This is a genomic window from Burkholderia sp. 4NA327C6 (genome assembly GCF_005502655.1).
Lineage (GTDB): Bacteria > Pseudomonadota > Gammaproteobacteria > Burkholderiales > Burkholderiaceae > Burkholderia > Burkholderia contaminans.
In genome coordinates, this window is sequence record NZ_SCNZ01000030.1 from 1 (window position 1) to 23460 (window position 23460).

A 23460-nucleotide genomic window follows, 5' to 3' on the forward strand; every position below is an offset into this window, starting at 1 on the left:
AAGCCGTTGTAGTCGGGCGGGTTGTGGCTGCCCGTGACGACGATGCACGAATCGACGCGGCGCTCGCCGCCCTTCAGCGCGAGCGGGACGTTCGCCGCGAAATAGCCGACCGGTGTGGGCACCATACCGACGTCGACGACGTCGACGCCCGCCGCACGCAGGCCGTCGGCCAGTGCGCCGACGAGGTCCGGCCCGGACAGGCGGCCGTCGCGCGCGACGACGACCGCATCGCCGCCCTGCGCACGCACTTCGCTGCCGAATGCCCGGCCGATCGCGCGCGCGGTGTCGGTGTCGAGCGTCTTGCCGACCACGCCACGAATGTCATATGCCTTGAAGATGGATTGGGAGATCATCGATTCTCTCTGGTTTGTGTGCACCGAAACGGGCGGACTGTCACGTGATCGCGCACTGCGTTCGAATTCGGGATGCCGTCACGGAGCACGTGCGTGCATGCGTCCTGATGATGGAGCTGTCCCGATGTCATGGCGAATCGTTGCGGGCGGCTTCACGCACAGCCCGGCGCAAACTCGTCGCGAAACTCGCAAAACAGCTTGCCGCGCGACGCGAGGTGGTCGATCTGCGCCAGTGTCAGCGACGCGATACGCGATGCCGTCGTGTCCGAAATGCCGAGTTGTCGCGTGGCCTCGTCGCGGTTGACGAGGAGTAGCCACTTCGCAAGCATGAGATACGATCGATTGAACTCCGCGATCGCATCGGAAATGTCGAGTTGTTCGGCCATGGTCAGTCTTGAAGTGCCAGCGCATGCGCTTTGCCGGTCGATTCGCTTGGACCCGATGGTTCGGCACTCGCCGGATGTTCGATGACACACTGTACGTCTCGAACGCACCGCCGGACCGACAAAGCTCTGAACGGATCCGCCAGCACGCTCGGGCGCGCATCCAGCGGTGCGCACGTCGATCCGCGTGACATCGCCGTCGCGCCAGGCGGATCCGTTCAGTCGGCTTCGGCGAGATACGGCGACGTGAACGCGCGTGGCGGGAACGCCGACAGGCCGCCTTGCGGCGTAAAGCTGTAGCGCAGATAGACGGCCGCCGTCCACTCGCGGTACTGATATGCGTTGCCGAACGAAGCCGCGCCGCCGACGGCAAGCTGCGGCGCGAGCTGGTATTCGCTGCGCGCGGCGAGCGCATATGCGACGCCCGTCTTGCTGCGGGCCGGATACACTGCCCCGGCGTCCAGCCCGACCGCCTGACTGGCGGCGACGTTCGCGGCCGCCTGCGCCTGCATGCCGGGGTCGAGGGGGAAATACGGCACCGCGTTCTGCCGGTAATGCTGCACACCGAACGAACCGCTCAAATCGTACGCAAACGCGCCCGTTCGTCCCGCGTACTCGACCGGAATATTGAGGATCACGTACTGCTGGGGACTGAAATAGCCGCCCTGGCCGTACGTGAAATACGACTGGTTCTTGCTGAAGCGCATCCACGTCGCATTGATGCCCACGGTGAGCGTCCGGTCGGCGTCCCGCATCAGGCGCGTATAGGCGCCGCCGCTGCCCTTGCCGGAAAAGTTGCGTTCGACATGATGACCGTCGTAGTAGTCGAACGCGCCCGCGACGTACGCACCGCTGGTTCCGTCATCCCAGTTCAGCGAGCCGCGCGCGCCGCTGCGCGTCACACCGCCCCATTTGAGGCCCGCGCTCGCATCGCGTGCGCCCGCGAACGAAAGCAGGCTGTCGGTCACCGCACGGCGCGTGACGGCCAGCGAATAGGCCGCCCGATCAGTGATGGTGCCGTTGTAGCGCACGCCGCCGACCACATCCTGGTACGAGAATCCGACCGGTGTTGCGCCGATGTCGGCCTTCAATTGCTTGCCTTCGTAACCAACGGACAGGCCGACGCCGCTCGCCGTCTGGGAACCCGGCGAGCTGCCGCCGGCCGCCGTCGCGAGCCCCGCGCCGAACCGGGCGAGGGTCGGCACGTCGGTCGCCGAATTGCCGCCGTCGAGCATGACGGGCGTGGCGGTCACGACGACGTGACCGTTGCCCGCCTTGATACGCCCTTCCATCGGTGCCTCGATGTCGGTGAGGCCGGACAGCCCCGCTTCGCCCGTCCGGTTTCGGAACACGAGACCGCCGGTCGCGGTGCTGGTCCGCTCGCTGTTCACCTGGGCCAGCTCCGACGCGACGTCGAGCATCTGGCCATTGGCGTCGGCAGCCGCATCCCGCTGCGGCGCGCGGGCCACGGCCTCGCTTCTCGCATAGCCGGCCGGCGGCTGCGGGATGTAGCGAGGCGACGCATCGCGCTGCTCGTATGCCGACGAAAGAACGGGCGACCGCGCAGCTGCGACCTTCGTGCCGCCGCGGGTCGGCCGGCCCGGCCCGGAACTGGACGCGGCCGACGTCGTCCGCGTCGTCGCCGCGGCCCGCGACGCGGGCGACATCGGCCACGGCGTGGCAACGTAGCCCGCACAATCGTCGTTCGAGTCGGACTGCGACACACATCCTGCAAACGCTCCCGGCGGTGATGCGTCAGCGGCAGGCGCGCGATAGGGCCGATAGCGCCGCGCGGTCGCTGGCCCACCCGATTCGTCGGCACCGGCGGCCTCCTGGCCGTAGCCGCCGGGATCACGCGCGGCTGCCTGAAGCGGCATGTCGGACGGCGCCATCCGCGCGGCCGGTGCGGCGGACGGTGTGACGTAGGTCGCGGGAGGCGCGGGAGGCATCGTATAAGGCACGGCGGGCGCAGAAGAAGAGGGAATGAACCACGAAGGTCCGCCTGGCGACGGCGATACCGTCGCGCCCGAAGCGGTCGACGGGCGCACGACGTCTACGGCGGTCTTGCCTTCGAACGGATTGGTACCGGGCAGCGGGTTCTGGCCGATGTGCCGCATCGCGTCTTCCCAGCTGCGGGCAACGTTCGGCTGGCGCGGCTTCCCGCTCGCCGGCGGCGTGTTCGCGGCCAGCAGCGCACGCTGCAGATACTGCGCGGCGAGCGAAAGATTTCCCTCCGCGCGATACAGTCGGCCGGTCGCGGCAAGCAGCCCCGCGTCGTCGGGCGCAACGCGCAACGCGGCGGCCACGAACGCTTCGCCGTCTCGCCACGCCTTCGCGCTGCTCGCCGCATAGATCGCCGCGACCAGCAGGCCCGTATCGTCGGGCCGGCGGGCCAGCGCGATCCGATAGCATTTCAGTGCGTTCGGTGCGTCGCCGGCCGACGTGTACAGCCGCGCGAGCGCGGCCTGCAGTTCGGGACTGTCGGGCATCGCGGCCAGCCAGGGCGCGATGACGGCGTAGCCGCCGGCTAGGTCGCCTGCCTCGCGTACCGCATCGGCCTGACGCACGACGAGTTCGAGGTTCAGGCGTTCGAAGTCGCCACGCTGCGCGGGTGACAGCGGCATCGCGGCGAGCCGGCGCATCGCATCGCCCAGCAGTGCATCGTTGCGCACGGCCAGCAGCGTCCGCGCATATTGCAGCAGCAAATCCGCGTTGCCGGGCTCCCGGGCCAGCCCGCGCTGCACGATCCAGAGCGCACGCGACGTGTCCCCGGCCGACGCATAGCCTGCCGACAGCTGCGCCGCGAGCGACGGCACCGATTGACCGATGCCGTCCGCGTCGTGCAGCACGCCGAGCGCCTGCGCACGGCGGCCCTCGCGCGCCATCCGTGTCGCGAGTGCAACCTGCTGGCCGACCCACAGGCGGTGCTGCAGCGTCGTCATTGCCGCCGTGCGTTGCGCGGGCGGGATGCGCTCCAGCCGCTGCAGCCCGATGCTCCAGTCCTGCGTCTGCTCGGCCAGCAGCGCGCCGGCATAGAGCGCGTCCGGCAGGTCGGGGCGCTCGGCCAGCAATCCGTCCATCATGCTGCGGGCCGATGCGATCGCGCCTTGCCGCACGTACACGCGCGCCAGGTCCAGCCGCAACCACGGATCGCCCGGGTTGCCGGCGAGCGCATCCTCGAACAGGCTGCGCGCCGCGCCCAGATCGCCGCGCGCCTCGGCCTGCCGCGCCTGCGCAGCCTCGGCCGTACGACGCAACCGGTCAAGACCGCCCGCCTTCGATTGCTGCTCGGCGCTCAGTTGCGTGGCGAACTGCAATGCTTCGTCGCCGCGCCCCTGCGCGGCCAGGGCCCCGACCAGGCCGCGGATCGCGTCCGGGTGGTCGGACTGGCGCCGCAACGCCATCCGGTACGCCTGCTCGGCGCCACGCGCGTCGCGATTCTCCAGCAGCGCGTCGCCGAGCAGCACCTGCGCGGTGACGTTCGACGGATCCGCGAGAATCGCGCGCTCGAACAGTGCTTTCGCTCGCGCGAAATCGCCGTTGCTTTGCGCGCCAAGCGCGTCGCTCGTGTAAGACCAGTAAGTCGCACTGCCGAGCGCCGAGCGCCAGCGTGCCGCATTCCCGCCGCGCGATGCGCGTTCGAGATCGCTTCGCGCCTGCGCGAAGCGCTCCTGCTTCAGCTCGACGATGCCGCGACCGCCGAGCGCGTCGCTGTCGTTCGGCGACGTGGCGAGCACGGCGTCGAAGCGGGCGCGCGCCGTGTCGAGATCGCCGCGCTCGAGTGCCGCGAAGCCGTCGCCGATCGCATGGCCGCGCGCTTCGTTCGACGCGTCCCGCCGATCGTCGCCGCCCGCGGCTGGATCCTGTCGCACCATGCTGTCGTAGCGAGCCTTGACCGGCGGATCGTCGGGCGCCACCTTCAGATAAGCGAGATAGCGCGCCTGGTCCGACGGCCGTGCCGCGAGCCAGAGCAGCGCCTGGCGCCAGCTCTGGCGCGCGTCCTTCCCGACTTTCCCGTCCGTGGACAACTGCTCGAGCCGCGCGATGCCGTCGCGGCGCGTCGCGTCACGATAGGTCAGGTGCTGCGCATACGCGAGCGCATAGTGCGGATCGTCGGGGTTGTCGCGCGCGAGACGTTCCAGGCCGCGCCGCGCTTCGCTCCATCCGCTCGGCGTGGCCGCGAGCGCCTGGAAATATTCGAGCTGCAGCGCGGGCGACGACGGCGCGCCTTGCAGCGCGTGCTGATACTGTTGCGCGGCCTGGGCGTTCTGCCCCGTTTGCGCAAGACGGCGAGCGTCGTCGATCTCTCTGTCCCGCACGCTCGCGTCGCCCAGACGCCGGCCAAGCTCATCGATCCGCGCAAATCCCGGCGCGATCTGGCGCAACTGCGCCAGGTAGCGGCGCGCGCCGTCAAGGTCCTTGCGATCGGCGAGCACCGTGCCCATGCCGAACAACGCGTCGGGCTGATTCGGATCGACGCCGAGCACCTTCTTCCAGGCCTGCGCCGCGAGGTCGCCTCGGCCGTGTGTCTGCCAGTATCGCCCCTGATCGACGAGCGCCTTCAGCGGGTCGCTGCCGGCCGCGACTGCATGCGGCAGTGCCAGCGCGAACAGCAGACTCGCGACACCGCCCGCGCGGGCGGCACCGCGCCCGCGTAACCGTCGGTTTCGCATGTCACTCCTTCAGCCGGCGCGCCGCACGCGCACGCAGCAGACGATAAAAGAGCGCCGCCGCGACGAACGCGGCCAGCACGCTGAACAGCGCAAGGAACAGCGGACGCCCCGACAGCAGCCAGCGCAGGTACGTGAGCGGCGGCAGCGCACCGACGTGGTACGACGTTTCGTCCGACGTCACCGTCACGGTGCGGTCGCGAACCACGACCATCGCGCCGTGGATCGACGTGAGCATGTCGTCATCGAGCAGCGCGCGACCGAGCGCCTCGTCCGCATGCCCGGTCGCGCTGATCAGCGCGACGGCGCTGCGTGACTCGCGCAACGGCGACTCGAAGCCGGCAATCAACGCGCGCGTGCCGTCCGAGACGATCGAGAGCCCGGCGCGCATGCGTTCGCGCTCGGTGCGTGGCGACGGCGCCGCCTCCGCGCGGCCGAACAATTCGCCGTCGCGATCCTCGCGGAACGGCATGTGCGCCGCCCAGCGGACCAGCAGAGGCTGAGTGTCCGGCGCGCCGAGAATCAGCAGATCCTTCGACGCGAATGCGCCGACCCCCGTTGCGTCCGTCACCGTCACATCGCTGACCGGATAGCCCGTCGACGCGCCCATGCGCCCCATCGCGAGCAGGTACAGGCTGTAGACGTCCGCGGTCGGTTCCGCAGGCAGGACGACGGCCGTGTCCGACAGGTCGGCCATCCGCGTGAACGGGAAGCCGCTGTTCGCAAATGCGGCGAGATCGGGCAGCGCCTTGTAGTGCGGAAACGACGACACGTCGATCGTCGAGTCCGGGTCGATCGCACCCGCAACGTTCTGCAGCAGCCGCCCCGTGCATCTGCCCATATCCGGGATCTCGTAGAAGAAGTGCAACTGCAATGGCGTGCGCGGCGTGAGCAGCAGCGGCGGCACGTGCAGCGTCGCGCGGTCGATACCGTTGGCGACGAACGGCAGGTAGCGACCCAGGCTCCAGCGGGATGTTTCCCGTGCCGGGATCGGCAGCGCCTTCACGAACGTGTCGCCGACGCTCACATTGAGCGACGAGCGGTCGGCGCGCAGCGTCGGCGTGTATCGATAACGCAGGTCGATCGGTGCCCCGCGCGTCTCCCATGTGAACAGATCGGGGGCGACGCGAAGATCGATCCGGACGGCGCCTGCGTCGTATCCGGACACGCTGAGCGCGCGTTCGTCAGCCAGTTCGCCGAGCCGCACCGGACGCGTCGACGACAGCCAGTTCGGCGCGTCGTACGGCACGCGCGGCGCGACGTTCTCGAGCCGGCTCACCGTGGCATGGACACCCGCAAGCGTCTTGCTGCCGAGCGCGAGCGTGAGCGCCGCGACCTTCACTTCATCCGGCGTGCGGCCCAGCACCAGCAACAATTGGCCATGAGCAGGCGCCTGCCGCTCGACGACAGCCAGCGTCGGCCCGTCGATGGCCGGCAGCGTCACGCCGGCCAGACGATCGTCGGCCGTCGCGAACACCACCGCGTCGCCCGATTCAGGCAGGCCGCCGGGCCGGACCGGAAACCGCGCGCCGCGATACGACGCCAGCGCGCCGAACCACGAAGCGACGACGCCCGCCGCTTCCAGTGTCTCCCGCGCCGGTCGCGCCGCGAATGCGAAAGGCAGTTCGAGCCGCCGCACGTCCCGCGAATCGAAGAACGGTGCGGGCAGGATCCCGAGTTCGGGCCGCTCCGGCAACGACGCATAGGTCAGGTCGAGCCGGCTCGCGTTGCTCACCGTTGCCCACAGCGACGAGCTGGCGGGATCCTCGCAGCCATTCGTGTAATGACCGATCAATTGAATGTTGAGATGGTTGTATTCGGTGACGAAGCGCGGATCGATCGACACATCGCGCGCAACCATCATCCCGGCTTGAGCGGCCGGCAACGGCAGCGTTGCCGCCACTTCGCCGTTCACGAGCACCTTGAGCTGCGACAGATTCGGCAGCAGCGCAGGCGAGTAGCTGTAGACCAGATGCAGCGTCGCGCCCGTGACGACCTCGTCGCGACGAACCGAGAACGCGATGCCGTTCTGGCCGTCCGTCCCTCGCAGCTGCAGCGGATCGCGCGCCCCAAGATCCGCAAACGTCAATGCCTGTCGCCGTCCGCCGGGCACGAGCGTGCCGGGCTCGGCGGTGGTCGGGAGCGTGCCGGCGCGGCGCCGTTCGCCGGCGGCCGCGGGCACGGGCTCGGCGAGTAGCGGCGGTCGCGCCGTCACGGGCCCGACGGTCACGGCCGGCGACGGCGGAGCCGCGTCGCCCGACGACAACGCGTTACCCGCTGCCCGCACCGCGCCCGGTGCCTGCATCTCGGTGGCCGCGGCCCCGTTGCCCGATGCGATGCCACTCGCGATTGCCCAGAGCAGGACCGACAGCATCCCGCGCGGCACGCACGCATGCCAGCCGGAACGTGCAGAAACCGCGACAACCGCGCCCTGCGAATTGCACGCCTTGCGGCGCGTGCTGCCGCGCTGTCGCGACGACCACGTCATTCTTTCCGCCTCTCGCTATTTCTTGTCGTTGCCGCGGCCGCCGCGCCCGTACACGCGCATGTCCGCGTACAGGCGCGCGATCACGCGAAGTAAGCCTTGTACGCCGACGGTCGACAGATGCAGGAACGCTCGCGACGGCGCATCGGGCCGGCGGCCGTCCGTCCAGTCGACCCATGCATCCGCGCGGGCGAAGGTCGAACTGACGAGATCGAACTCCTGCTGTTGCGACAGGCTCTCGAACCGGATGCCGAGGCGGCCCGGTTCGGCGTATTCGATCGTTCCGGGAAATGCGTACTCCTCGACACCGCGAAACAGCGACACCGTCACCGTTTCGCCGCGCGGAATGCGTGCATCGTCGGGAACCGCCACACCGATACCGCCCTCCGAGTAATCAAGCGTCTCGCATGCCAGCGTTCGGCCGTTCGCAAAGCTCAGCATGACTGGAATCCGCGCCGCGACGCGATGGGTTTCGCGTATCTGCTTGTGTTCGTTCGACGCCGCGACGGCAAGACCCAGAATCAGGATGTTGTAGGCCGTCCACGCCAGGTTGAACGCCATCGTCTGGACTTCGCTGCCGACGTGGCGGTTGAGCAACAGGTTCAGGATGCCGATCGCGAGGCCGACCGCATTCAGGATCACCAGGGTCAGATACGGCCTCGACACGGCCCAATCGAAGTAGCCCCGATCGATACGTCCGCCCTTGGCCGTCACGTTGAACTTGCCCAGCCGGGGATTGATCAACGCGAGCATCGTCGGCAGCGCGATGTACGACGCCAGCACGGCTTCGTAGACTTCGGCCCAGAACGAATGCCGGAACCGCCCCTGCATCCGCGAGTTCGTCACGTTCGCGTGGATGACATGGGGCAGCGCATAGAGCGCGAGCAGCGTGGCCGGTGCGTGGATCACGTGTGCGTCGAAGAGCAGGAACGACAACGGTGCGGTCAGGAACACGAGCCGCGGGATTCCGTAGAAAAAATGCATCATTGCGTTCAGGTAGCACAGCCGCTGGCTCAGCGTCAGTCCGCGCCCGAACAACGGGTTGTCGATACGGAATATTTGCGTCATGCCGCGTGCCCAGCGGATTCGCTGGCCGATGTGCCCGGCCAGACTCTCGGTGGCCAGGCCCGCCGCCTGAGGGATCGCAAGATATGCCGTCGTATAGCCGCGGCGATGCAGCTTGAGCGCGGTGTGCGCATCCTCGGTGACCGTCTCCGTCGCGATGCCGCCGACCTCCTCCACCATCGAGCGGCGCATCAACGCGCACGATCCGCAGAAAAACGTCGCGTTCCAGAGATCGTTGCCGTCCTGTACCAGTCCGTAGAACAATTCGCCTTCGTTCGGCACCGCTCGGAAAATGCCGAGGTTGCGCTCGAGCGGATCCGGCGAAAAGAAGTGATGCGGCGTCTGCAGCATCGACAGCTTCGGGTCCCGAATGAACCATCCCAAGCAGATCTGCAGGAACGAACGCGTCGGCATATGATCGCAATCGAAGATCGCGACGAACTCGCCGTCGGTAATCTTCAAGGCTTCGTTGAGATTGCCGGCCTTGGCATGGCGATTGTGATCACGAATCGTCCAGTGCACGCCGACCGACTCGCAGAACGCGCGGAATTCCGGGCGACGTCCGTCGTCCAGCACGTGGATCGACAGCTTGTCGGCAGGGTAATCCAGCGCGAGCGCCGCGTAGATGGTCGGTTTGACGACGCTCAACGGTTCGTTGTACGTCGGAATGAACACGTCGACGCTCGGCCAATCCGCGCGCGACGCGGGCAACGGCAGCGGTTTGCGCCCGAGCGGCCACGCGGTCTGGAAGTAGCCAAGGACCAGCACCGCCGCCGCATAGACTTCCGCCGCCACGAGCAGCGCGCCCCATACCGCGTCGAGCGGATGCAACCACACGAGCGTGTCGGACAATCGCCAATACATATACCGGCTCGTGGCCACCACCGACAGCATGATCATGACCAGCGTCGCATAGCGGCCGTCCAGGCGACGGACCACCAGCGAACAGGCGACACAGCAGGTCGCGAACACGAGTTGCCCGGTCGGGTCGAGCGGCACGGTACACACGAAATAGAGCGCCAGCAGCGTGCATGCAGCCACCGGCAGCGCGACGAACCAGCCGCTTGCGGGCAACGCATCGACGAACCGGTCGATCGCCGAGGGCCGCGCGACCTCCGCGCGGGCGCTCACGCGATGCTCCGCGCGGTGTCGCGCCGATCGAGCACGCGTTCGAGCCATGCACCGCACGCGTTCAGGTCGGCGGCGGCCTGCGAACGCGGGTCGTAGCGATTCACGGTCGTCCGGGACGCAAGCGATTCCGCAACCCCCTCGTCCCGATGAATCACGCCGCCGAGCCGGGCCGCGCCGAGGCTGTCGCACAGCACGCGCAGCACATCGCGGCCCAGCTCGCGCGACTGATCGACCTGATTGACCACGTAGCCGTCGCCCACGAAATCCGCGCGGCTCGCGGCATAGGCGTCCAGCATCCGCCGCATCTGCGGAATCGTTGCGTACGACGCCGCATCGGCAAGCACGACCTTGAGCACGAAATGCGCGGCCGTGAGCGCGGCGCGCATATACACCGACGTGCCCGGCGGCGTGTCGATGATCACGATGTCGTCATCGCCGAGCCCGAGCGCGACAAGCCCGTGTGCGAGCCACGACGGTTCGCGATCCAGCAGGCGCTCGAAGCGGCGCTGATCCGTTTCGCTGACCAGGCCAAACGGAAACACCGTGATCCCGTCGACGACCACGGCCGGCCAGTTCAGTCTGTCGAGCGCGGCATGCGCGAGCCCGTCGGTCATATCGAGCGGCACGCCGAAATGCAGCTTCAGTGCATTCTGCGGATCGAGATCGACCACGCTCACGCGCCGGCGTCGCGACGCCGCCATCACGGCCGCGAGGTTCGCCGCCAGCGTCGTCTTTCCGACGCCGCCCTTTGCCGAAGCGATCGCGACGATTTTCATGAGCGGCTCGTCCACACCGATTGCATCGCCTGCGCCTCTCCCGTCGCGTTCGTTCGCAGCCGCTCGAACAGCCGAACGAGCGGCTGCGACGAACCTTGCGCATCCGGGCCCTCCGATGACGCCGGCCTGCTGACCAGCTTCTTCAGCGCACCGGGCGCCTGATGCCGCGTGCCGGCGTCCGGCGCAGACACGGGCGACGCACGCTTGTCGGCCAGGACGATCTTGCGCAGCGTATCCGCGCCATCCGGCGACCCGGCCCCCGGCTGACCCTGCGACTCGCGCTCGCGCAACTCGACACCACCGAGCAGCGGCCAGCGCGTGCGGGCCGCGTCGGCATCCGCTTCGGCACGTACTTCGTGATAGCGCCCGGCATCGCCGCCAAAGCGCTTGAACAACGATTCGATATCTCGTGAGGTCGGTCGTGAGGTCGGCATAGCGTGCCCATTTGTTGTCGAGGAAGTTCCGGTCGGCCCGGCGCCTCAGTTCTGTGCGCGCGCAACACGCAGTTCGATCCGCGAGTCATCCGTCGGCACACCCTCTTGCGTCACTCGCAAACCGGTTGCGCCGACGCTATCGAACCAGCCCTGATAAACGCCTTCCAGGAAGGCGGAGGACCATGCGAGACGGTCTTCGCCGAACGCGCGCAACGGTGCGGCGTAGTGAATCACGCGCAGGAAATCGTGTTCGTCGGACAGTTCGGCGTAGCCCCACTGCCTGTCGCGCCAGTGGGCATTCAGTGCATTCGCGAGGTCGTCTGTCGACTCGCAAGGGCCAAGCGGATGGGCGGCTGCGAAGCGCATGCCGATGCGCGCCATCAATTGCCGCAGCTCGTCTCGATCAAGCTGATCGGCGAATTCACCCGCCAATGCCTCCAGGAAGCCGCGCCATTGGATCGACACATGGCGCTCGAGTAAATGAGCCAACATTCCCTGCATGGACCACGAATCCCCGGAAAAAATAATTGTCGGCGTGGCCGCATCGAGTGCTTCGCGTGCGGACATCGTTGCTACAGCGTATTGGCACATCGTATCGAATCCGATTGAACGAATGGGATTCGACATCTAGCCGAAAAGCGCCAAATTACCGACCACCGCCGACAATTGCCGGGTGCGGCCACGGTGGCAGCCCGCTGCGACCGGTCGCACGGACAGGCAAGGCGATATTCGGCGAAGAACGTGCGCGACGCGACACAGCAAACGTTGGAAACGATCGCAATATCAGGCGCGGCCGGGCGAGGATTCCGCGCGGAATTCGCAGAACAATTCGCGACGCTCCGCGAGTTCGTCGATCTGTGCCGGCGTCAATGCGGCGACGATGTCGGCCGTCTCATCCGACATGCCGAGTTGTTGTTTCGCCTCTTCGCGATCCACTTGCAGCAAGCGCTGGGCAAGCGTCAGATACGAACGGTTGAATTCCGCAATCGCGTCGAAGATGTCGTCCTGTTCGGGCATGGGCGTTCCTGAGCTCGGACGGCGATTGCATTCAGCCGACCGCAGGGCGCGTATTGGCAATACGCGGAGTTTTAGCCGCCCACTTTAATTGTCCGACGCATCGATGAGCAGACAAAACCTAGCAGCAATCCGCCACATCGCGGGTTGCCGATCATTGCGTCAAAGACGACGGTAAATACACATCGGCGGAGGAGCCGTCGACGCGACAAGGCCAATGCGGTCGGATATAGACGGTGCGGCGCGACTGCCGCGGCCTGCAGATGCCTGCTATGCCGGCCGTATCGCGCGCTCGCGCCAGAAATCGCCGCGGGCGCCGAAAATCTTGCTGCACCATTGAGTGCCGTCCCAATACACGGGAAAGCCGTGAATATGTCCGGGCCATCTGCCCTCGCACCACATCGGTTCCGCGGGAGGCTCGGTGCATGGCAGCCAGACACCGGCCCAGCGGGGGCGTTGCCGTTGTTCGGATATCGTCATGGGGTCTACGGTCGAATTCGTCACGATGGCTCCACTTTCACGCTTCACTTTTTAAATTTCATTTCAACGCCAAATATATTTCGTTCAGTTCCTTTTCTTGCTTCGCATATGACAGGACCGGCGGGCAGCGCCAGCCGTCCCGGCTAAGGCTGCGACCGGCGGCCGACGAGCGCTTCGATCTCGGTTGGCGTCAGCGCGATGATCCGTGACGCGATCTGATTCGATATGCCCAACTCGCGTGCCGCGACCTCGCAATCGATCTTCAACATCTGCTGCATCAGTTCGAGATAAGCAGGATCGAGCGCGTCCAACGCGCTGCAACCATCATCCTCTTGCGTCATCATGCTCTCCTAATGACATTGCCTTGAACGGGATGCATCGGCCTGAACACGTATCCGCAGAATCCGTCCGACATCCCTGGCTTCCGCGTCGAACCGGATCCGAGCCGAGCAAACGCCTGTCGAAAAACGGCGGCCGCCATCCGCTATATAACGCCGAGCCGGCCGCTTGCATACCGTTTTCAAAATAATTCTTGCGCCAATACAGGGTCTCGCAATCAGCCTGTCGGATTTGCCCAGGATTCAGTCGCCGCTTTATTCCTGAACACACTAGGATTTCCGGAATCGCAGGTGTGCGCCGCAGCAATTGCGCGCTGTGCGACTTCGCATCTTTTGTTGTTCCCGGACACCGCCATCGGACATCGACGTTGTCTCCACTTCATTCCGAACCCATGGAATTACCACTATGTTGAAAGTGACAAAAGCCGTCTTTCCGGTCGCCGGCCTGGGCACGCGGTTCCTGCCGGCTACCAAGGCCAGTCCCAAGGAAATGCTGCCGGTCGTGGACAAACCGTTGATCCAGTATGCGGTCGAGGAAGCGATCGAAGCCGGCATCACGGAGATGATTTTCGTGACCGGGCGCAGCAAGCGCGCGATCGAAGATCATTTCGACAAATCGTACGAGATCGAGGCGGAACTCGAGGCGCGCGGCAAGGACAAGCTGCTGTCGCTGGTGCGCAGCATCAAGCCAAGCCATGTCGATTGCTTTTATGTGCGCCAGGCCGAAGCGCTCGGGCTCGGTCATGCCGTGCTGTGCGCGGAGAAACTCGTCGGCGACAATCCGTTCGCGGTGATCCTCGCCGACGATTTGCTCGATGGCCCGACACCGGTGCTGCGACAGATGATCAACGTGTTCGATCACTATCATGCGTCGGTGATCGGGGTCGAGGAAATCGCTCCTCAAGATTCGAAATCCTATGGCGTGATCGACGGCAAGCGCTGGGAAGATGACCTGTTCAAGCTATCCGGGATCGTCGAGAAGCCTGAACCGGCGAATGCGCCGTCGAACTTCGGCGTCGTCGGCCGCTATGTGTTGAAACCCAAAATCTTCGAACATCTTCGCGGGCTCAAACCCGGCGCGGGAGGCGAATTGCAACTGACCGACGCGATCCAGTCGCTGCTCGCCGACGAACAGGTGCTCGCGTACCGCTACGACGGCACGCGGTTCGATTGCGGCAGCAAGCTCGGGTATCTGAAGGCCACGGTCGAGTTCGCGCTGCGGCACCCGGAGGTTGCGGGGGACTTCGAAAGGTATTTGCTGGCGCGCCTCTCCGAGGCGATGGTCAGCATGACATGAGCGCGAGACGACCATCGGCCACCATTACGCTACCGACGCGGTCGTTACAGCGCGTGACGGCGCCTGTCCTGCCCACCCGAACAGGCGGCGCCCGACATGTGGACGTCGATTAGTCGCCTTGGCGACGCGGCACTGACTATCCCGCTCGCAGCAGTTTGCGGCGCATGGCTTGCGACGTCGATGCACGGCTGGCGGATCACCGCATCATGGTTGATGCTGCTTGGCGGCGGCATGTTGGCGGTCGGCGTAACCAAGGTTCTGTATGCGGGCTGCGGCATCGAGATCCGTGCGATCCATTTCCGCATGATCAGCGGGCACACGATGCTCGCCGCATCGGTATGGCCAATGGCCTTCCTGCTCGCGCTTCACGACGGCTGGCATGTACGCGCCCGTATCGCATTGCTTCCCGGCTCGGCGCTCGCGGCGGCCATCGCGACAGCCCGCGTACTCGATCATGCGCATACGGTATCCGAGGTGGCCGTCGGCTGGATCGTCGGCATGCTCGTCATGCTGACCCTGCTACGCTGGAAAGCCGCGCCGTTGCTGCTTCCCTGGCGCCGGTTCCCGGCGGCCGCGTCGATGCTCGTCGTCTCGAGCATCGCCTACGGATACTGCTCGCCCATCCAGGCCGCGATCGAGACTTACTCCCCGTTCCTGTGCACCGCATTTCGATGAGGTGCCGGCGCACCCGCGCGCCGATATCGGGATTGGGCGGCTGTCGTCCTATCGGCTCGCCGCGTACGTGTCGCGCCCGACGCGCGCGCGTGGCGGCACGCGCCAACATTCTGTCGGACCGATTGGCCGAGCATTCCGCACAATGCTGCCATTGCGCACCGCACCATTTCTCTCGAAAGCACGCGTCGATTCGATGAAAATCCTTGTCTACGGAATCAACTATGCCCCCGAACTGACCGGTATCGGCAAATACACGGCGGAAATGGCCGAAACGCTAGCCGCCAAAGGCCATGCCGTGCGCGTTGTCTGTGCGCCGCCGTATTACCCCGAATGGCGGGTCGCAAACGGCTATCACTCGGCACGGTATGCGACCGAGCAGCGCAACGGCGTCAGGCTTTGGCGAGCGCCGCTGTGGGTTCCGCGCCGGCCACGCGGCGCCCTGCGCATCGTGCATCTCGCAAGCTTCGCGCTGACGAGTTTTCCGCTCGTGCTGCGCCATGCCTTCTGGAGACCGGACGCCGTCATCTGTGTCGCGCCCAGCTTGATGAACGCTCCCGCGGGATGGCTCACGGCCAGACTAAGCGGCGCACATGCGTGGCTTCATATTCAGGATTACGAAGTCGATGCCGCATTCAATCTCGGCATGCTCGACGGCTCGCTGTTGCGACGCGCGGCGCTCACATTCGAGCGGATGCTGATGAAGCGCTTCGATACCGTCTCGACGATCTCCGGAAAGATGGTCGAACGCGCGCTGCATAAAGGCATTTCTCCCGCCAAGCTCGTGCGTTTCTCCAACTGGGCCGACACACGCTCGATCTACCCGCTTGAGCGTCCAAGCGAGCTGCGCGCCTCGCTCAGTATTGCTCTCGACGCGACTGTCGTGCTTTATTCCGGCAACATGGGAGCGAAGCAGGGGCTCGACGTACTGGCGGATGCCGCACAACGTCTTGAATCACGCGACAACCTCGTATTCGTGTTCTGCGGCAACGGCCCGGCGCGTGACGATCTCGTCGCGCGCTGCGGCGCGCTGCGAAACTGCAGATTCATCAATCTCCAGCCCGCCAACAGACTGAACGAACTGCTGAATCTGGCGGACATACACGTACTGCCCCAACGCGCGGACGCCGCGGACCTCGTCATGCCCTCGAAGCTGACCGGCATGTTCGCGAGCGGCCGGGCAGTCATCGCGATGGCCAGTGCGGGTACCGAATTGCACGACGTAGTGTGCCGCCGCGGGGTACTGGTCGCGCCGGGCAACCCGGAAGCACTGGCAAGCGCCATCGATGCGCTCGCTGCCGATACAACCCGCCGCATGCATCTCGGACGCGCAGGGCGGGATTTCGCGGAAGCCGTCCTGTCACGCGAAGCGGTATTGCGCGAATTCGAGGCGAGATTGTCCGCATTGTGTCGAACGCCGCCCGGTACCTGAGGGCGTGGACGGAAACGACGGTCCAGCCCGCGCCGCCCCGGCAGCCGGCCACCCTGCCGCCGGCCGCTCACGGTATCCGTCTTCCGGTTCACCACGCTGCAGGATGTTCAACGACGGCCGTCGGACCGCTGAAGTTCGACGGCTTTTACCGATATCAAATATTCGTAGACGCATTGCAGGAATGTGTAGTGCCACCCTGCGCGCCCGTCTAGAAACGACCGGCGAACGGCCATCATGTAGAAAAACTTGAACACCGGCCGACACGGCATCCTGTAGAACAGCGCCTTCTGATGAAATCGTCGAACATTGAAGTCGCGAGCGAAAAGCGCCTTGGTGATCGAAAAATCGGCCTGCCGCCGGCGCAGCAACTCGCCTGCTTCCATCGACGAATAGACGTTGTGCTTGCCGATCCAGTGAGCCATGCCTTTCGAGAAAGGAAAGTGATCCAGCGGGCCGGCCAGTTCATGAATTTCGCCGTCGACGATCAGAACCTCGTTGACTTCGCGTTCGTAATGCACGCGCGACGGACGCACGAACCGAATGAAGTATGGCGAGATTTGCGCATGCTTCAACCAGCGACCCAGGAAGTAGTCTCTACGCCGCATCCTGGCTGCCCCGATTTCGTCGGGCGCATCGGAAGCAAAGCGGCGGAGTTCATCCAGCAGTTCCGGCGACGGTCGCTCATCCGCATCCAGGATCAACAGCCATTCGTGCCTGAAGCCGAAATTCCGTAACGCGTGGTTACGTTGCGCGGCGAAACCGTCGAATTCCCGCGCCACGACATGCGCGCCGAACGCGTTCGCGATCTGCACGGTGTTGTCTTCGCTGATCGAGTCGAGGACCCAGATGTCATCCACGCCATCGATACTCTTCAGGCATCCCGGCAGGTCCGCTTCCTCGTTCTTCGTCAGGATCAGGACCGAGAATCCGTAAGTCATTGCACCCCTCTGCGCACGCGCGAGTTGATTCGGCGGGCAGGCATACCGGCATACACCGCCCACGGCTCTTCGAGCGGCCGCGAAACAACGGCCCTCGCCCCCACCACGGCCCCCTCGGGTACGACCGCACCGGGCGCGAGAAAAGCCTCGGCACAGACCCATGCGTGATCACCCACTGCAATCGGACGCGTCACGAGCTGGAAATTAGCGGAATGGATATCGTGCGAGCCGGCGCAGAGGTGCGCGCCTTGCGAAATCACGGCATAGCTTCCGATCTTGATCGTGGCCATGCTGTAGAGCGTCACGCCATCCGCTATGCCGACATGCGAACCGATTTCGAGCATCCACGGCGCCCAGATCCTGACGCGCGGATACACATGGACATGCGGGCCCAGTTTTGCGCCGAACGACCTGAGCAACAGCGCACGCCATCCATGCAGCGGCCTCGGACTGAATCTGAACAACAGGACATAAGCCACGCCCCAGACAGCGCGACGCAGCCGATTCGATAAATTGAATGACGGCTCGGTGAAGGGATCATTACCGTCGATAATCATGCGATCGAAAAATGAGCGAGAGGCGAATCCGCGCCGATCGGCACGGGCACACATCACGTCGGCGCTCTGTTGCAGCCAATAGCGACCGATACGAACATGCGAGCCGTAAGTCTACCGCCCCGCGTGCCCGTTCAAGTCGCATCATTCCGCCAAAATCTAGTTGTTCGCGCACATTGCTCCCGGTCCTCCCGGGCTGCGAGGCTATCATCGAATCGGTCGAATTACGTTTCGACGCGCTTCAATTTTACCGAGAGCCGAATCATGAAGGTTAGCGTTGCGGTGTGCGGCCGGTTTCATTTTCACAACTATATCGATCGACTCGACGAACTCGGAATCCTGGACACCTTCTACTATTCTCACAGGGCGCGTGCCTCATCGTTCTCGCTGGCGCACGGCCGGGCAGTCAATATCTGGGCGAAGGAATATGCGGTTCGGGCCCACGCGAAACTGTTGAAGGGCCGGCTGAGCGACCAGCTCTTCCCGGCCTACCACGATCTGTGGCAGTTCGGCGTGCAACTCAACTGGCGGCCGACACCGCTTCTGCATGTCATGGCCCATGGCACTTCACGACACATCGTTGCCAGGGCAAAGCGCGAAGGTTCGATCGTGGTTGGGGAGGTCGTCAACACGCATCCACTCTATCGCGACCGGCTCCTGTCGGAAGAGGAGGACAGGCGCGGACTGCCGCGCATTCGGCGTATCAATCGGCAACAAAGGCGGTTGATCGATGAAGTCGGTCTCTACGACTACGTCCTGGCACCGTCGTCGATCGTGCGGGAATCGTTCATTCAGCACGGCGTTCCCGCCAGCATCATCAAGTTGATTCCGTATGCCGCCAATGTGAAGCGATTTCGTCCGCTGGAACAGCGCGGGTTGAATTCAAATCGCTTTGGGATCCTTTGCGTCGGACAGATCAGTCTGCGCAAGGGGCAGCTCTATCTCCTGGAAGCCGTCGAGCGCCTCGGCGACGAGCGCGTCCATGTCACGTTGATCGGACAGATCGATCCGACGGTGGAGCCGTTGCTCGCTCCGTACCGCCACCTCTTCACGCACATTCCTCGCGTCGACAACGCGCAGCTCAACGCCTACTACAACGCGGCGGACCTTTTCGTCCTGCCGTCTCTCGAAGAGGGGCTCGCCGTCGTTCTATGCGAGGCGCTCGCGACCGGCCTGCCAATCGTCGCGACCAGGGAATCCGGCGCCGCCGAGATCATCGAGCATGATCGCAGTGGCACGATCGTCCCATCCGGCTCCGTCGAACGTCTGACCGATGCCATCGGCGAGATGATCGCGTTGCCGGACAAGCGCGCGGAGTTCTCCCGTCACGCGCGCATCGCGGCAGCCGGCACGCACAATTGGACCCAGTATGTCGACAAGTTGCAGCAAGTCTATGCCGGCTGCCTCCGGTCGGTGCGCGATGTGCATACACGCACGTGAGGGCTGCGCCCGGTGCGCATTGAGAGGGTCTATCGACTGATCCGCGGAGCGACGCCGGGAATCCCGACCGACAAGCCCTGCACACCCGGAAGCACGCCGAGGGCCGATCTTCCCATCCCCGCACCCCGCGCGGAGCGCAGGCTCGATACCGAACCGGCGCTCATTCCCGAGTACATACTGCCGTGAACGTATCCCATCCGCTCCACGTCGTCGGCGTACGGATTCTTCGCGCCGGCGGCCGCCATCGCGAAAGTCCGCAGCTCGCTCGTGTCCGATCCGGATTTCCGATACGTTCCCGCGTTGCCTGCCAACGTGTTTCCAGCCGGTTCGCCGTAGATCACGCTTGCCTGCTTCGCGGCCGTGCTGGATCTGGACTGCCCGTGACACCCAGGCAATGCACAGGCGGCGAACGACGTTGCCGGCGCCATGATCGCCGCCGCGGTCGACACGACGCAGAGAAGCGGTATTGCTTGACGTACATTGAACATCCCACGTGGCTCGTCCATCTCATTTCACCTCATCGGTCAGTCGAATTTTCACTTTCACGTGTGTCGCCGGTGCAGAATGGTCGGCGTTACATACGACTCTCAATCGCATGATGCGAACGTTCGGCAAAGCAGCCAGCTGATCACGTGGCATCCCCGATACCTCCTGCTCACCGATCGTCCGTCTACCTGGCGTCGACATGTCGATGACACCGCGCCACGCCGGGCGACCGGTGTAATCCAGTCCCGTCAACACGAGCGTTTCGCCGGGTTCGCGTCCGGGCGTCGCACGCGCGTCGGCGATCTCGATGGTCAATTCACGCGCTCCACGATGGATCGTGAGGTCGAACGGACGTTGACGCGCGCCGCCGCCGAAGTCGAAACCGGCGTCGATGGCGTCATCGTTGTGGTGAGCGTCACGAATGTGCGCGTCGTCGACGTTCAATTGAACGGCAACATCGAACGATGCTTCCGAATTACTCCGTGGGCTCGAGAACCGGGCTTCCATATCGGATTGCGCCCCGGCGATCACCGGATCGACGATCGTCAAGTTCTTGCAGATATTGGCGATCAATATCTGGTTGACACGGGCCGTAACCGTGGAGTCTCGCGCCTTGACGCCGATTGCCGTGCGTCCGTTCTCGAGCCATATTCCCGTCACATCGAATTGCGGTTGACCGCTTTCGTTTCGAAGCACGGAGCCCATCGTCAATCCACGGGGCACCGGGTCGTTGATTCCGGAGAAATCGGTATACAAGACGCCCGATCTCGCTCCGGTCACCTTGACCCTCACGACGCCACCTCCCGTCGTCAACGGCATGAGGGTGCCCTGAGCGCGAACCAGCCTGGGTCGATTGAACACGACCGACTCCATCGGTGTCGAAAAACTCAGCGTCACGAACGCGCTCGCTGCCCGTCTCGCTCCAACGAACGTGACGTCATTGAACTCGACGTTTCGGCAACTGATGATCGGAATCGGTTCTTCAATCGTCGAATCGTTCACGACGATTCGGTTGACCGCCGGACCGTTCGAAAAGAAACCGATCCGGCAGCGGTTGTATTCGATGCTGTCAACGAGCTTGTCGTTCTCGACGAAGCGGATGTATGAGTCGTTGACGACGATGGTTCCACTCGCGGACGGATAAAAATAACCATTGACCCGAACGCGATTGCATACGATCAGGTCTGAAGAGAATGCGTACAGGCTGCCGTCGAGGGAGCTGACATCGGCGTCACGACGATCACGTGACGACACGAATTCCAGATCGTCGAGCACGATGCGTTTCGCGACGCGAAAACCGGCCCGATCCAGGCTAAGGATGCGGGCGGCGCCCGTCGCACCGGCCACACGATCCGTCTCGGCGCCGTTCTGCACGATATCGGCCCAGCGTGCGTCGTAGGCGTTCCGCAGCGGCGCGGCGAGCTCGACGGAGTCGGCGCTGACTTTCGCCACCACGTTCCGCTCAAAATATCGAATCGACGGCGGATAGCCCTGCGAGTCCTGGTTGAAGCCATAGACCAATACCGGCATGCCCGCGCGATACTTCGATGCGGCACCGGCGCTCGACAACCGAACATGGGATGCGCCGGCGGCTACCGATCCGATACGGTCGCCGTTCACAAACTCTCCGAAGCCGGGTATCGAGCCGGCGTGATCAAGAAAGTAGTCCTGGTTGACAATGAGCGGCACGCGTTCGGTCGTCGATTGCGAAGTCCCGACGTTGCACAATTGCGTGCCTCTTCCGCCTCGTACGTGCACGTCCGCGACGCCTTGCAGCCACCTTCCGGTCAGGATATTCAGCCTCCCGTCCGGCAAGATGAGATCGAAGGCAGCGTCTGCGCCCCGCATCTTCTCGCGAATCGTCAATAGTCCGCGGGAGTTCTGTTCCGCGGATGCATCTGCCGATACGCCATATGCTGCGGCTTCGATCACTTCACGGGCCGATGGCGCCGGGCCCCGGTCGAATGTACCTGCGTCACTTGGAAACGCTTCGGCACCCGCGGCGGAGGCAATCAGCTTCAGGAACGCGCGTCTGGATTGCTTCACGATGTCGACTCCGGTATGGGATTCGTGGTCATGCCCGGAACGACTCGCCGGCGCGACGCTTCTCGCGATTCATACCGATCGTTCGCGTCATGCCACCGAACCGACCGTACCCGAACGTACCGAGCCCGTATTGGCCGCCGGCGCCTGGATCCGTGCCATCCTGATCTTGCCGGCGGTCACCAGAATATAAACGGCGACGAACGAGAACCCGAAGAAATATGCCATCGGCACGCCGCCATCGCGAAACAGCGTCGAGATGTAGCCGTTGAAAATCCAGTACGACGCAAACAGTTTCGGGCTCGCCGTCCACGTGACGCGGTGATGAAACCGGTACAGGAACAGGCCAACCATGAACATTCCGCCCACCAGTGACGGGAATCCGAATATCGAATACAGATCCGCATGCAACGACCAGGTCAGCGCAAAGAAATTCCCGTATTTCAACAGGTTGATCCTTTGCGTCGTCGTCGGCTTGTCAGGCCAGATCGCGCGGGGGATTGGCCATACGAGCAGCCGCAGGTACTGCGTTCCCCAGTTGAACCCCGTTCTTTCCGGTACCAGCTCGTAAATTGCCGACGACACGTCGAACTCCTGGAAGTCGCTCGTTCCGGCGCCGACCGCTCGTGACTTCTGGTACCGATCCACGATCTCCGAAATGCTCGTGTCGCCGGTCAGCATCTTTCGTGCCGCGAGACGATCCGACCCGACGACATCGAATACGAGGATCAGGCAAACGCCGATAATGATCGTCTTCATTGCGAAGCTGCGGCGACCACGCCGCATCAACCCGATGGTCAATGCGCTCAGCACGACGATGACGAACGACAGCCGCTGCGCGCCAACCAGTATGCGCAACAGCACGAATGCACCGATCCCTGCAGCCATCGGCGGCGTCACGCCATAAGCGAGGATCAGGATCAGCAGCGCGGCCGGAATGAATTCCGCAAACGCCATCAGATAGCCGGACACCCCCACCAGGCGTTGGCCGCCATTCGAATCGACCTGCACCTCGAACGACTGGACCGAGTCGATACCGGCAGTCCCGTACGCGACATGCGTCGAATACAAGCCGAGCGCGACGAGCACGATCAGGGCCGCGAAAAATCGTACCTTGTCGGTGATGACGAGGCGGGTCGGTGGAATCCTGAGCTGCCGAAGATTGCGCGGCTCCACAAGTGCCGGCAGGATAACCGCGGCGAGCAGCGCGCAGTTGATATTGAGGCACGTCAGCCAGAGCGTTCCGTCCGATGGAGTCAACCCGATCGTGTTCCACAGCAGGGATCTGCCGATCAGGTAAATGTTGATCGGGCGTATGACGTATCCCAGGAAGTGATAGATCAGGTACAGAAAGATCGGATGATAAATGGGCATGCGCATCGCCAGCACGAACGCGAAGCAGATGCCCCAGCACAACAGATTGATTACCGCGATATAGCCTATGATTTCCATGTCATCCCTTCGCCTGT

18 protein-coding genes and 1 pseudogene are annotated in these 23460 nt (G+C 64.4%); 4 read left to right on the plus strand and 15 right to left on the minus strand.

Going from position 1 to position 23460, the window contains the following annotated elements:
- The 10 genes and pseudogenes from FFS49_RS26480 to FFS49_RS26525 all read right to left on the minus strand — a co-directional run.
- Positions 1 to 353 (minus strand): annotated as a pseudogene (locus FFS49_RS26480) (phosphomannomutase/phosphoglucomutase); the annotation flags it as partial.
- A 152-nt stretch (positions 354 to 505) separates the two neighbouring features.
- Positions 506 to 739 (minus strand): flagellar transcriptional regulator FlhD, encoded by a 234-nt coding sequence (locus FFS49_RS26485; RefSeq protein ID WP_075686981.1) that lies wholly within the window; start codon positions 737 to 739, stop codon positions 506 to 508.
- A gap of 215 nt (positions 740 to 954) precedes the next feature.
- The gene (locus tag FFS49_RS26490) at positions 955 to 5409 is read right to left on the minus strand and encodes a cellulose biosynthesis protein BcsC (RefSeq protein WP_105817656.1); all 4455 of its coding nucleotides are present in this window, start codon (positions 5407 to 5409) and stop codon (positions 955 to 957) included.
- 1 nt (position 5410) lies between these two features.
- Positions 5411 to 7894, minus strand: coding sequence for a cellulose biosynthesis cyclic di-GMP-binding regulatory protein BcsB (bcsB, locus tag FFS49_RS26495; RefSeq protein ID WP_105817657.1), 2484 nt, complete (start codon positions 7892 to 7894; stop codon positions 5411 to 5413).
- A gap of 15 nt (positions 7895 to 7909) precedes the next feature.
- Positions 7910 to 10087, minus strand: coding sequence for a UDP-forming cellulose synthase catalytic subunit (gene bcsA / locus FFS49_RS26500; RefSeq protein ID WP_226285415.1), 2178 nt, complete (start codon positions 10085 to 10087; stop codon positions 7910 to 7912).
- Complete coding sequence (gene bcsQ, locus FFS49_RS26505) at positions 10084 to 10863, minus strand: cellulose biosynthesis protein BcsQ (RefSeq protein WP_105817722.1); 780 nt, start codon at positions 10861 to 10863, stop codon at positions 10084 to 10086. The genes bcsA and bcsQ overlap by 4 nt, the downstream gene beginning before the upstream one ends.
- Positions 10860 to 11297, minus strand: a complete 438-nt coding sequence (gene bcsP, locus FFS49_RS26510) for a cellulose biosynthesis protein BcsP (protein ID WP_105817659.1) — start codon at positions 11295 to 11297, stop codon at positions 10860 to 10862. Before bcsP ends, bcsQ begins: the two co-directional genes overlap by 4 nt.
- Positions 11298 to 11342: 45 nt before the next feature.
- Positions 11343 to 11798, minus strand: a complete 456-nt coding sequence (gene bcsD / locus FFS49_RS26515; protein ID WP_105817723.1) for a cellulose biosynthesis protein BcsD — start codon at positions 11796 to 11798, stop codon at positions 11343 to 11345.
- A gap of 282 nt (positions 11799 to 12080) precedes the next feature.
- On the minus strand, positions 12081 to 12314 hold the full coding sequence (locus tag FFS49_RS26520; protein ID WP_105817660.1) for a flagellar transcriptional regulator FlhD: 234 nt from the start codon (positions 12312 to 12314) through the stop codon (positions 12081 to 12083).
- Between the two features lie 620 nt (positions 12315 to 12934).
- Positions 12935 to 13132 carry a flagellar transcriptional regulator FlhD gene (locus tag FFS49_RS26525; protein ID WP_105817661.1) on the minus strand — a complete coding sequence of 66 codons (198 nt, stop codon included), beginning with the start codon at positions 13130 to 13132 and terminating at the stop codon, positions 12935 to 12937.
- 403 nt (positions 13133 to 13535) lie between these two features.
- On the opposite strand from FFS49_RS26525, the gene galU reads away from it, so the two are divergent.
- The 3 genes from galU (at position 13536) to FFS49_RS26540 (ending at position 16530) form a co-directional block, all read left to right on the plus strand.
- On the plus strand, positions 13536 to 14426 hold the full coding sequence (gene galU, locus FFS49_RS26530) for a UTP--glucose-1-phosphate uridylyltransferase GalU (protein WP_105817662.1): 891 nt from the start codon (positions 13536 to 13538) through the stop codon (positions 14424 to 14426).
- 96 nt (positions 14427 to 14522) lie between these two features.
- Positions 14523 to 15101, plus strand: coding sequence for a phosphatase PAP2 family protein (locus FFS49_RS26535; RefSeq protein ID WP_105817663.1), 579 nt, complete (start codon positions 14523 to 14525; stop codon positions 15099 to 15101).
- A gap of 193 nt (positions 15102 to 15294) precedes the next feature.
- Entirely contained in the window at positions 15295 to 16530 is a 1236-nt protein-coding gene (locus FFS49_RS26540) for a glycosyltransferase WbuB (protein WP_105817724.1), read from the plus strand.
- 107 nt (positions 16531 to 16637) lie between these two features.
- Here FFS49_RS26540 and FFS49_RS26545 read toward each other — a convergent pair whose 3' ends face one another.
- Together FFS49_RS26545 and FFS49_RS26550 are read right to left on the minus strand one after the other, a co-directional pair.
- Positions 16638 to 17468, minus strand: a complete 831-nt coding sequence (locus FFS49_RS26545; protein WP_105817664.1) for a glycosyltransferase family 2 protein — start codon at positions 17466 to 17468, stop codon at positions 16638 to 16640.
- Positions 17465 to 18025 carry a putative colanic acid biosynthesis acetyltransferase gene (locus FFS49_RS26550; RefSeq protein ID WP_105817665.1) on the minus strand — a complete coding sequence of 187 codons (561 nt, stop codon included), beginning with the start codon at positions 18023 to 18025 and terminating at the stop codon, positions 17465 to 17467. The genes FFS49_RS26545 and FFS49_RS26550 overlap by 4 nt, the downstream gene beginning before the upstream one ends.
- Positions 18026 to 18286: 261 nt before the next feature.
- On the opposite strand from FFS49_RS26550, the gene FFS49_RS26555 reads away from it, so the two are divergent.
- On the plus strand, positions 18287 to 19462 hold the full coding sequence (locus FFS49_RS26555; protein WP_171026837.1) for a glycosyltransferase family 4 protein: 1176 nt from the start codon (positions 18287 to 18289) through the stop codon (positions 19460 to 19462).
- A 29-nt stretch (positions 19463 to 19491) separates the two neighbouring features.
- Here the strand turns inward: FFS49_RS26555 and FFS49_RS26560 are convergent, their stop codons facing one another.
- The 3 genes from FFS49_RS26560 to FFS49_RS26570 form a co-directional block, all read right to left on the minus strand.
- Positions 19492 to 19968, minus strand: coding sequence for a hypothetical protein (locus FFS49_RS26560; RefSeq protein ID WP_105817667.1), 477 nt, complete (start codon positions 19966 to 19968; stop codon positions 19492 to 19494).
- 1 nt (position 19969) lies between these two features.
- Positions 19970 to 21994, minus strand: coding sequence for a hypothetical protein (locus FFS49_RS26565; RefSeq protein ID WP_137909923.1), 2025 nt, complete (start codon positions 21992 to 21994; stop codon positions 19970 to 19972).
- A gap of 87 nt (positions 21995 to 22081) precedes the next feature.
- On the minus strand, positions 22082 to 23443 hold the full coding sequence (locus tag FFS49_RS26570) for an O-antigen polymerase (protein WP_105817669.1): 1362 nt from the start codon (positions 23441 to 23443) through the stop codon (positions 22082 to 22084).
- Positions 23444 to 23460: the final 17 nt, after the last annotated feature.

What these genes read in the sequence shown, in the direction of transcription:
- FFS49_RS26485 (WP_075686981.1), bottom strand. Translation starts at nt 739, where the DNA reads ATGGCCGAACAACTCGACATTTCCGATGCGATCGCGGAGTTCAATCGA.
- FFS49_RS26490 (WP_105817656.1), bottom strand. Translation starts at nt 5,409, where the DNA reads ATGCGAAACCGACGGTTACGCGGGCGCGGTGCCGCCCGCGCGGGCGGT.
- bcsB (WP_105817657.1), bottom strand. Translation starts at nt 7,894, where the DNA reads ATGACGTGGTCGTCGCGACAGCGCGGCAGCACGCGCCGCAAGGCGTGC.
- bcsQ (WP_105817722.1), bottom strand. Translation starts at nt 10,863, where the DNA reads ATGAAAATCGTCGCGATCGCTTCGGCAAAGGGCGGCGTCGGAAAGACG.
- bcsP (WP_105817659.1), bottom strand. Translation starts at nt 11,297, where the DNA reads ATGCCGACCTCACGACCGACCTCACGAGATATCGAATCGTTGTTCAAG.
- bcsD (WP_105817723.1), bottom strand. Translation starts at nt 11,798, where the DNA reads ATGCAGGGAATGTTGGCTCATTTACTCGAGCGCCATGTGTCGATCCAA.
- FFS49_RS26520 (WP_105817660.1), bottom strand. Translation starts at nt 12,314, where the DNA reads ATGCCCGAACAGGACGACATCTTCGACGCGATTGCGGAATTCAACCGT.
- FFS49_RS26525 (WP_105817661.1), bottom strand. Translation starts at nt 13,132, where the DNA reads ATGACGCAAGAGGATGATGGTTGCAGCGCGTTGGACGCGCTCGATCCT.
- galU (WP_105817662.1), top strand. Translation starts at nt 13,536, where the DNA reads ATGTTGAAAGTGACAAAAGCCGTCTTTCCGGTCGCCGGCCTGGGCACG.
- FFS49_RS26535 (WP_105817663.1), top strand. Translation starts at nt 14,523, where the DNA reads ATGTGGACGTCGATTAGTCGCCTTGGCGACGCGGCACTGACTATCCCG.
- FFS49_RS26540 (WP_105817724.1), top strand. Translation starts at nt 15,295, where the DNA reads ATGAAAATCCTTGTCTACGGAATCAACTATGCCCCCGAACTGACCGGT.
- FFS49_RS26545 (WP_105817664.1), bottom strand. Translation starts at nt 17,468, where the DNA reads ATGACTTACGGATTCTCGGTCCTGATCCTGACGAAGAACGAGGAAGCG.
- FFS49_RS26550 (WP_105817665.1), bottom strand. Translation starts at nt 18,025, where the DNA reads ATGATTATCGACGGTAATGATCCCTTCACCGAGCCGTCATTCAATTTA.
- FFS49_RS26555 (WP_171026837.1), top strand. Translation starts at nt 18,287, where the DNA reads ATGAAGGTTAGCGTTGCGGTGTGCGGCCGGTTTCATTTTCACAACTAT.
- FFS49_RS26560 (WP_105817667.1), bottom strand. Translation starts at nt 19,968, where the DNA reads ATGGACGAGCCACGTGGGATGTTCAATGTACGTCAAGCAATACCGCTT.
- FFS49_RS26570 (WP_105817669.1), bottom strand. Translation starts at nt 23,443, where the DNA reads ATGGAAATCATAGGCTATATCGCGGTAATCAATCTGTTGTGCTGGGGC.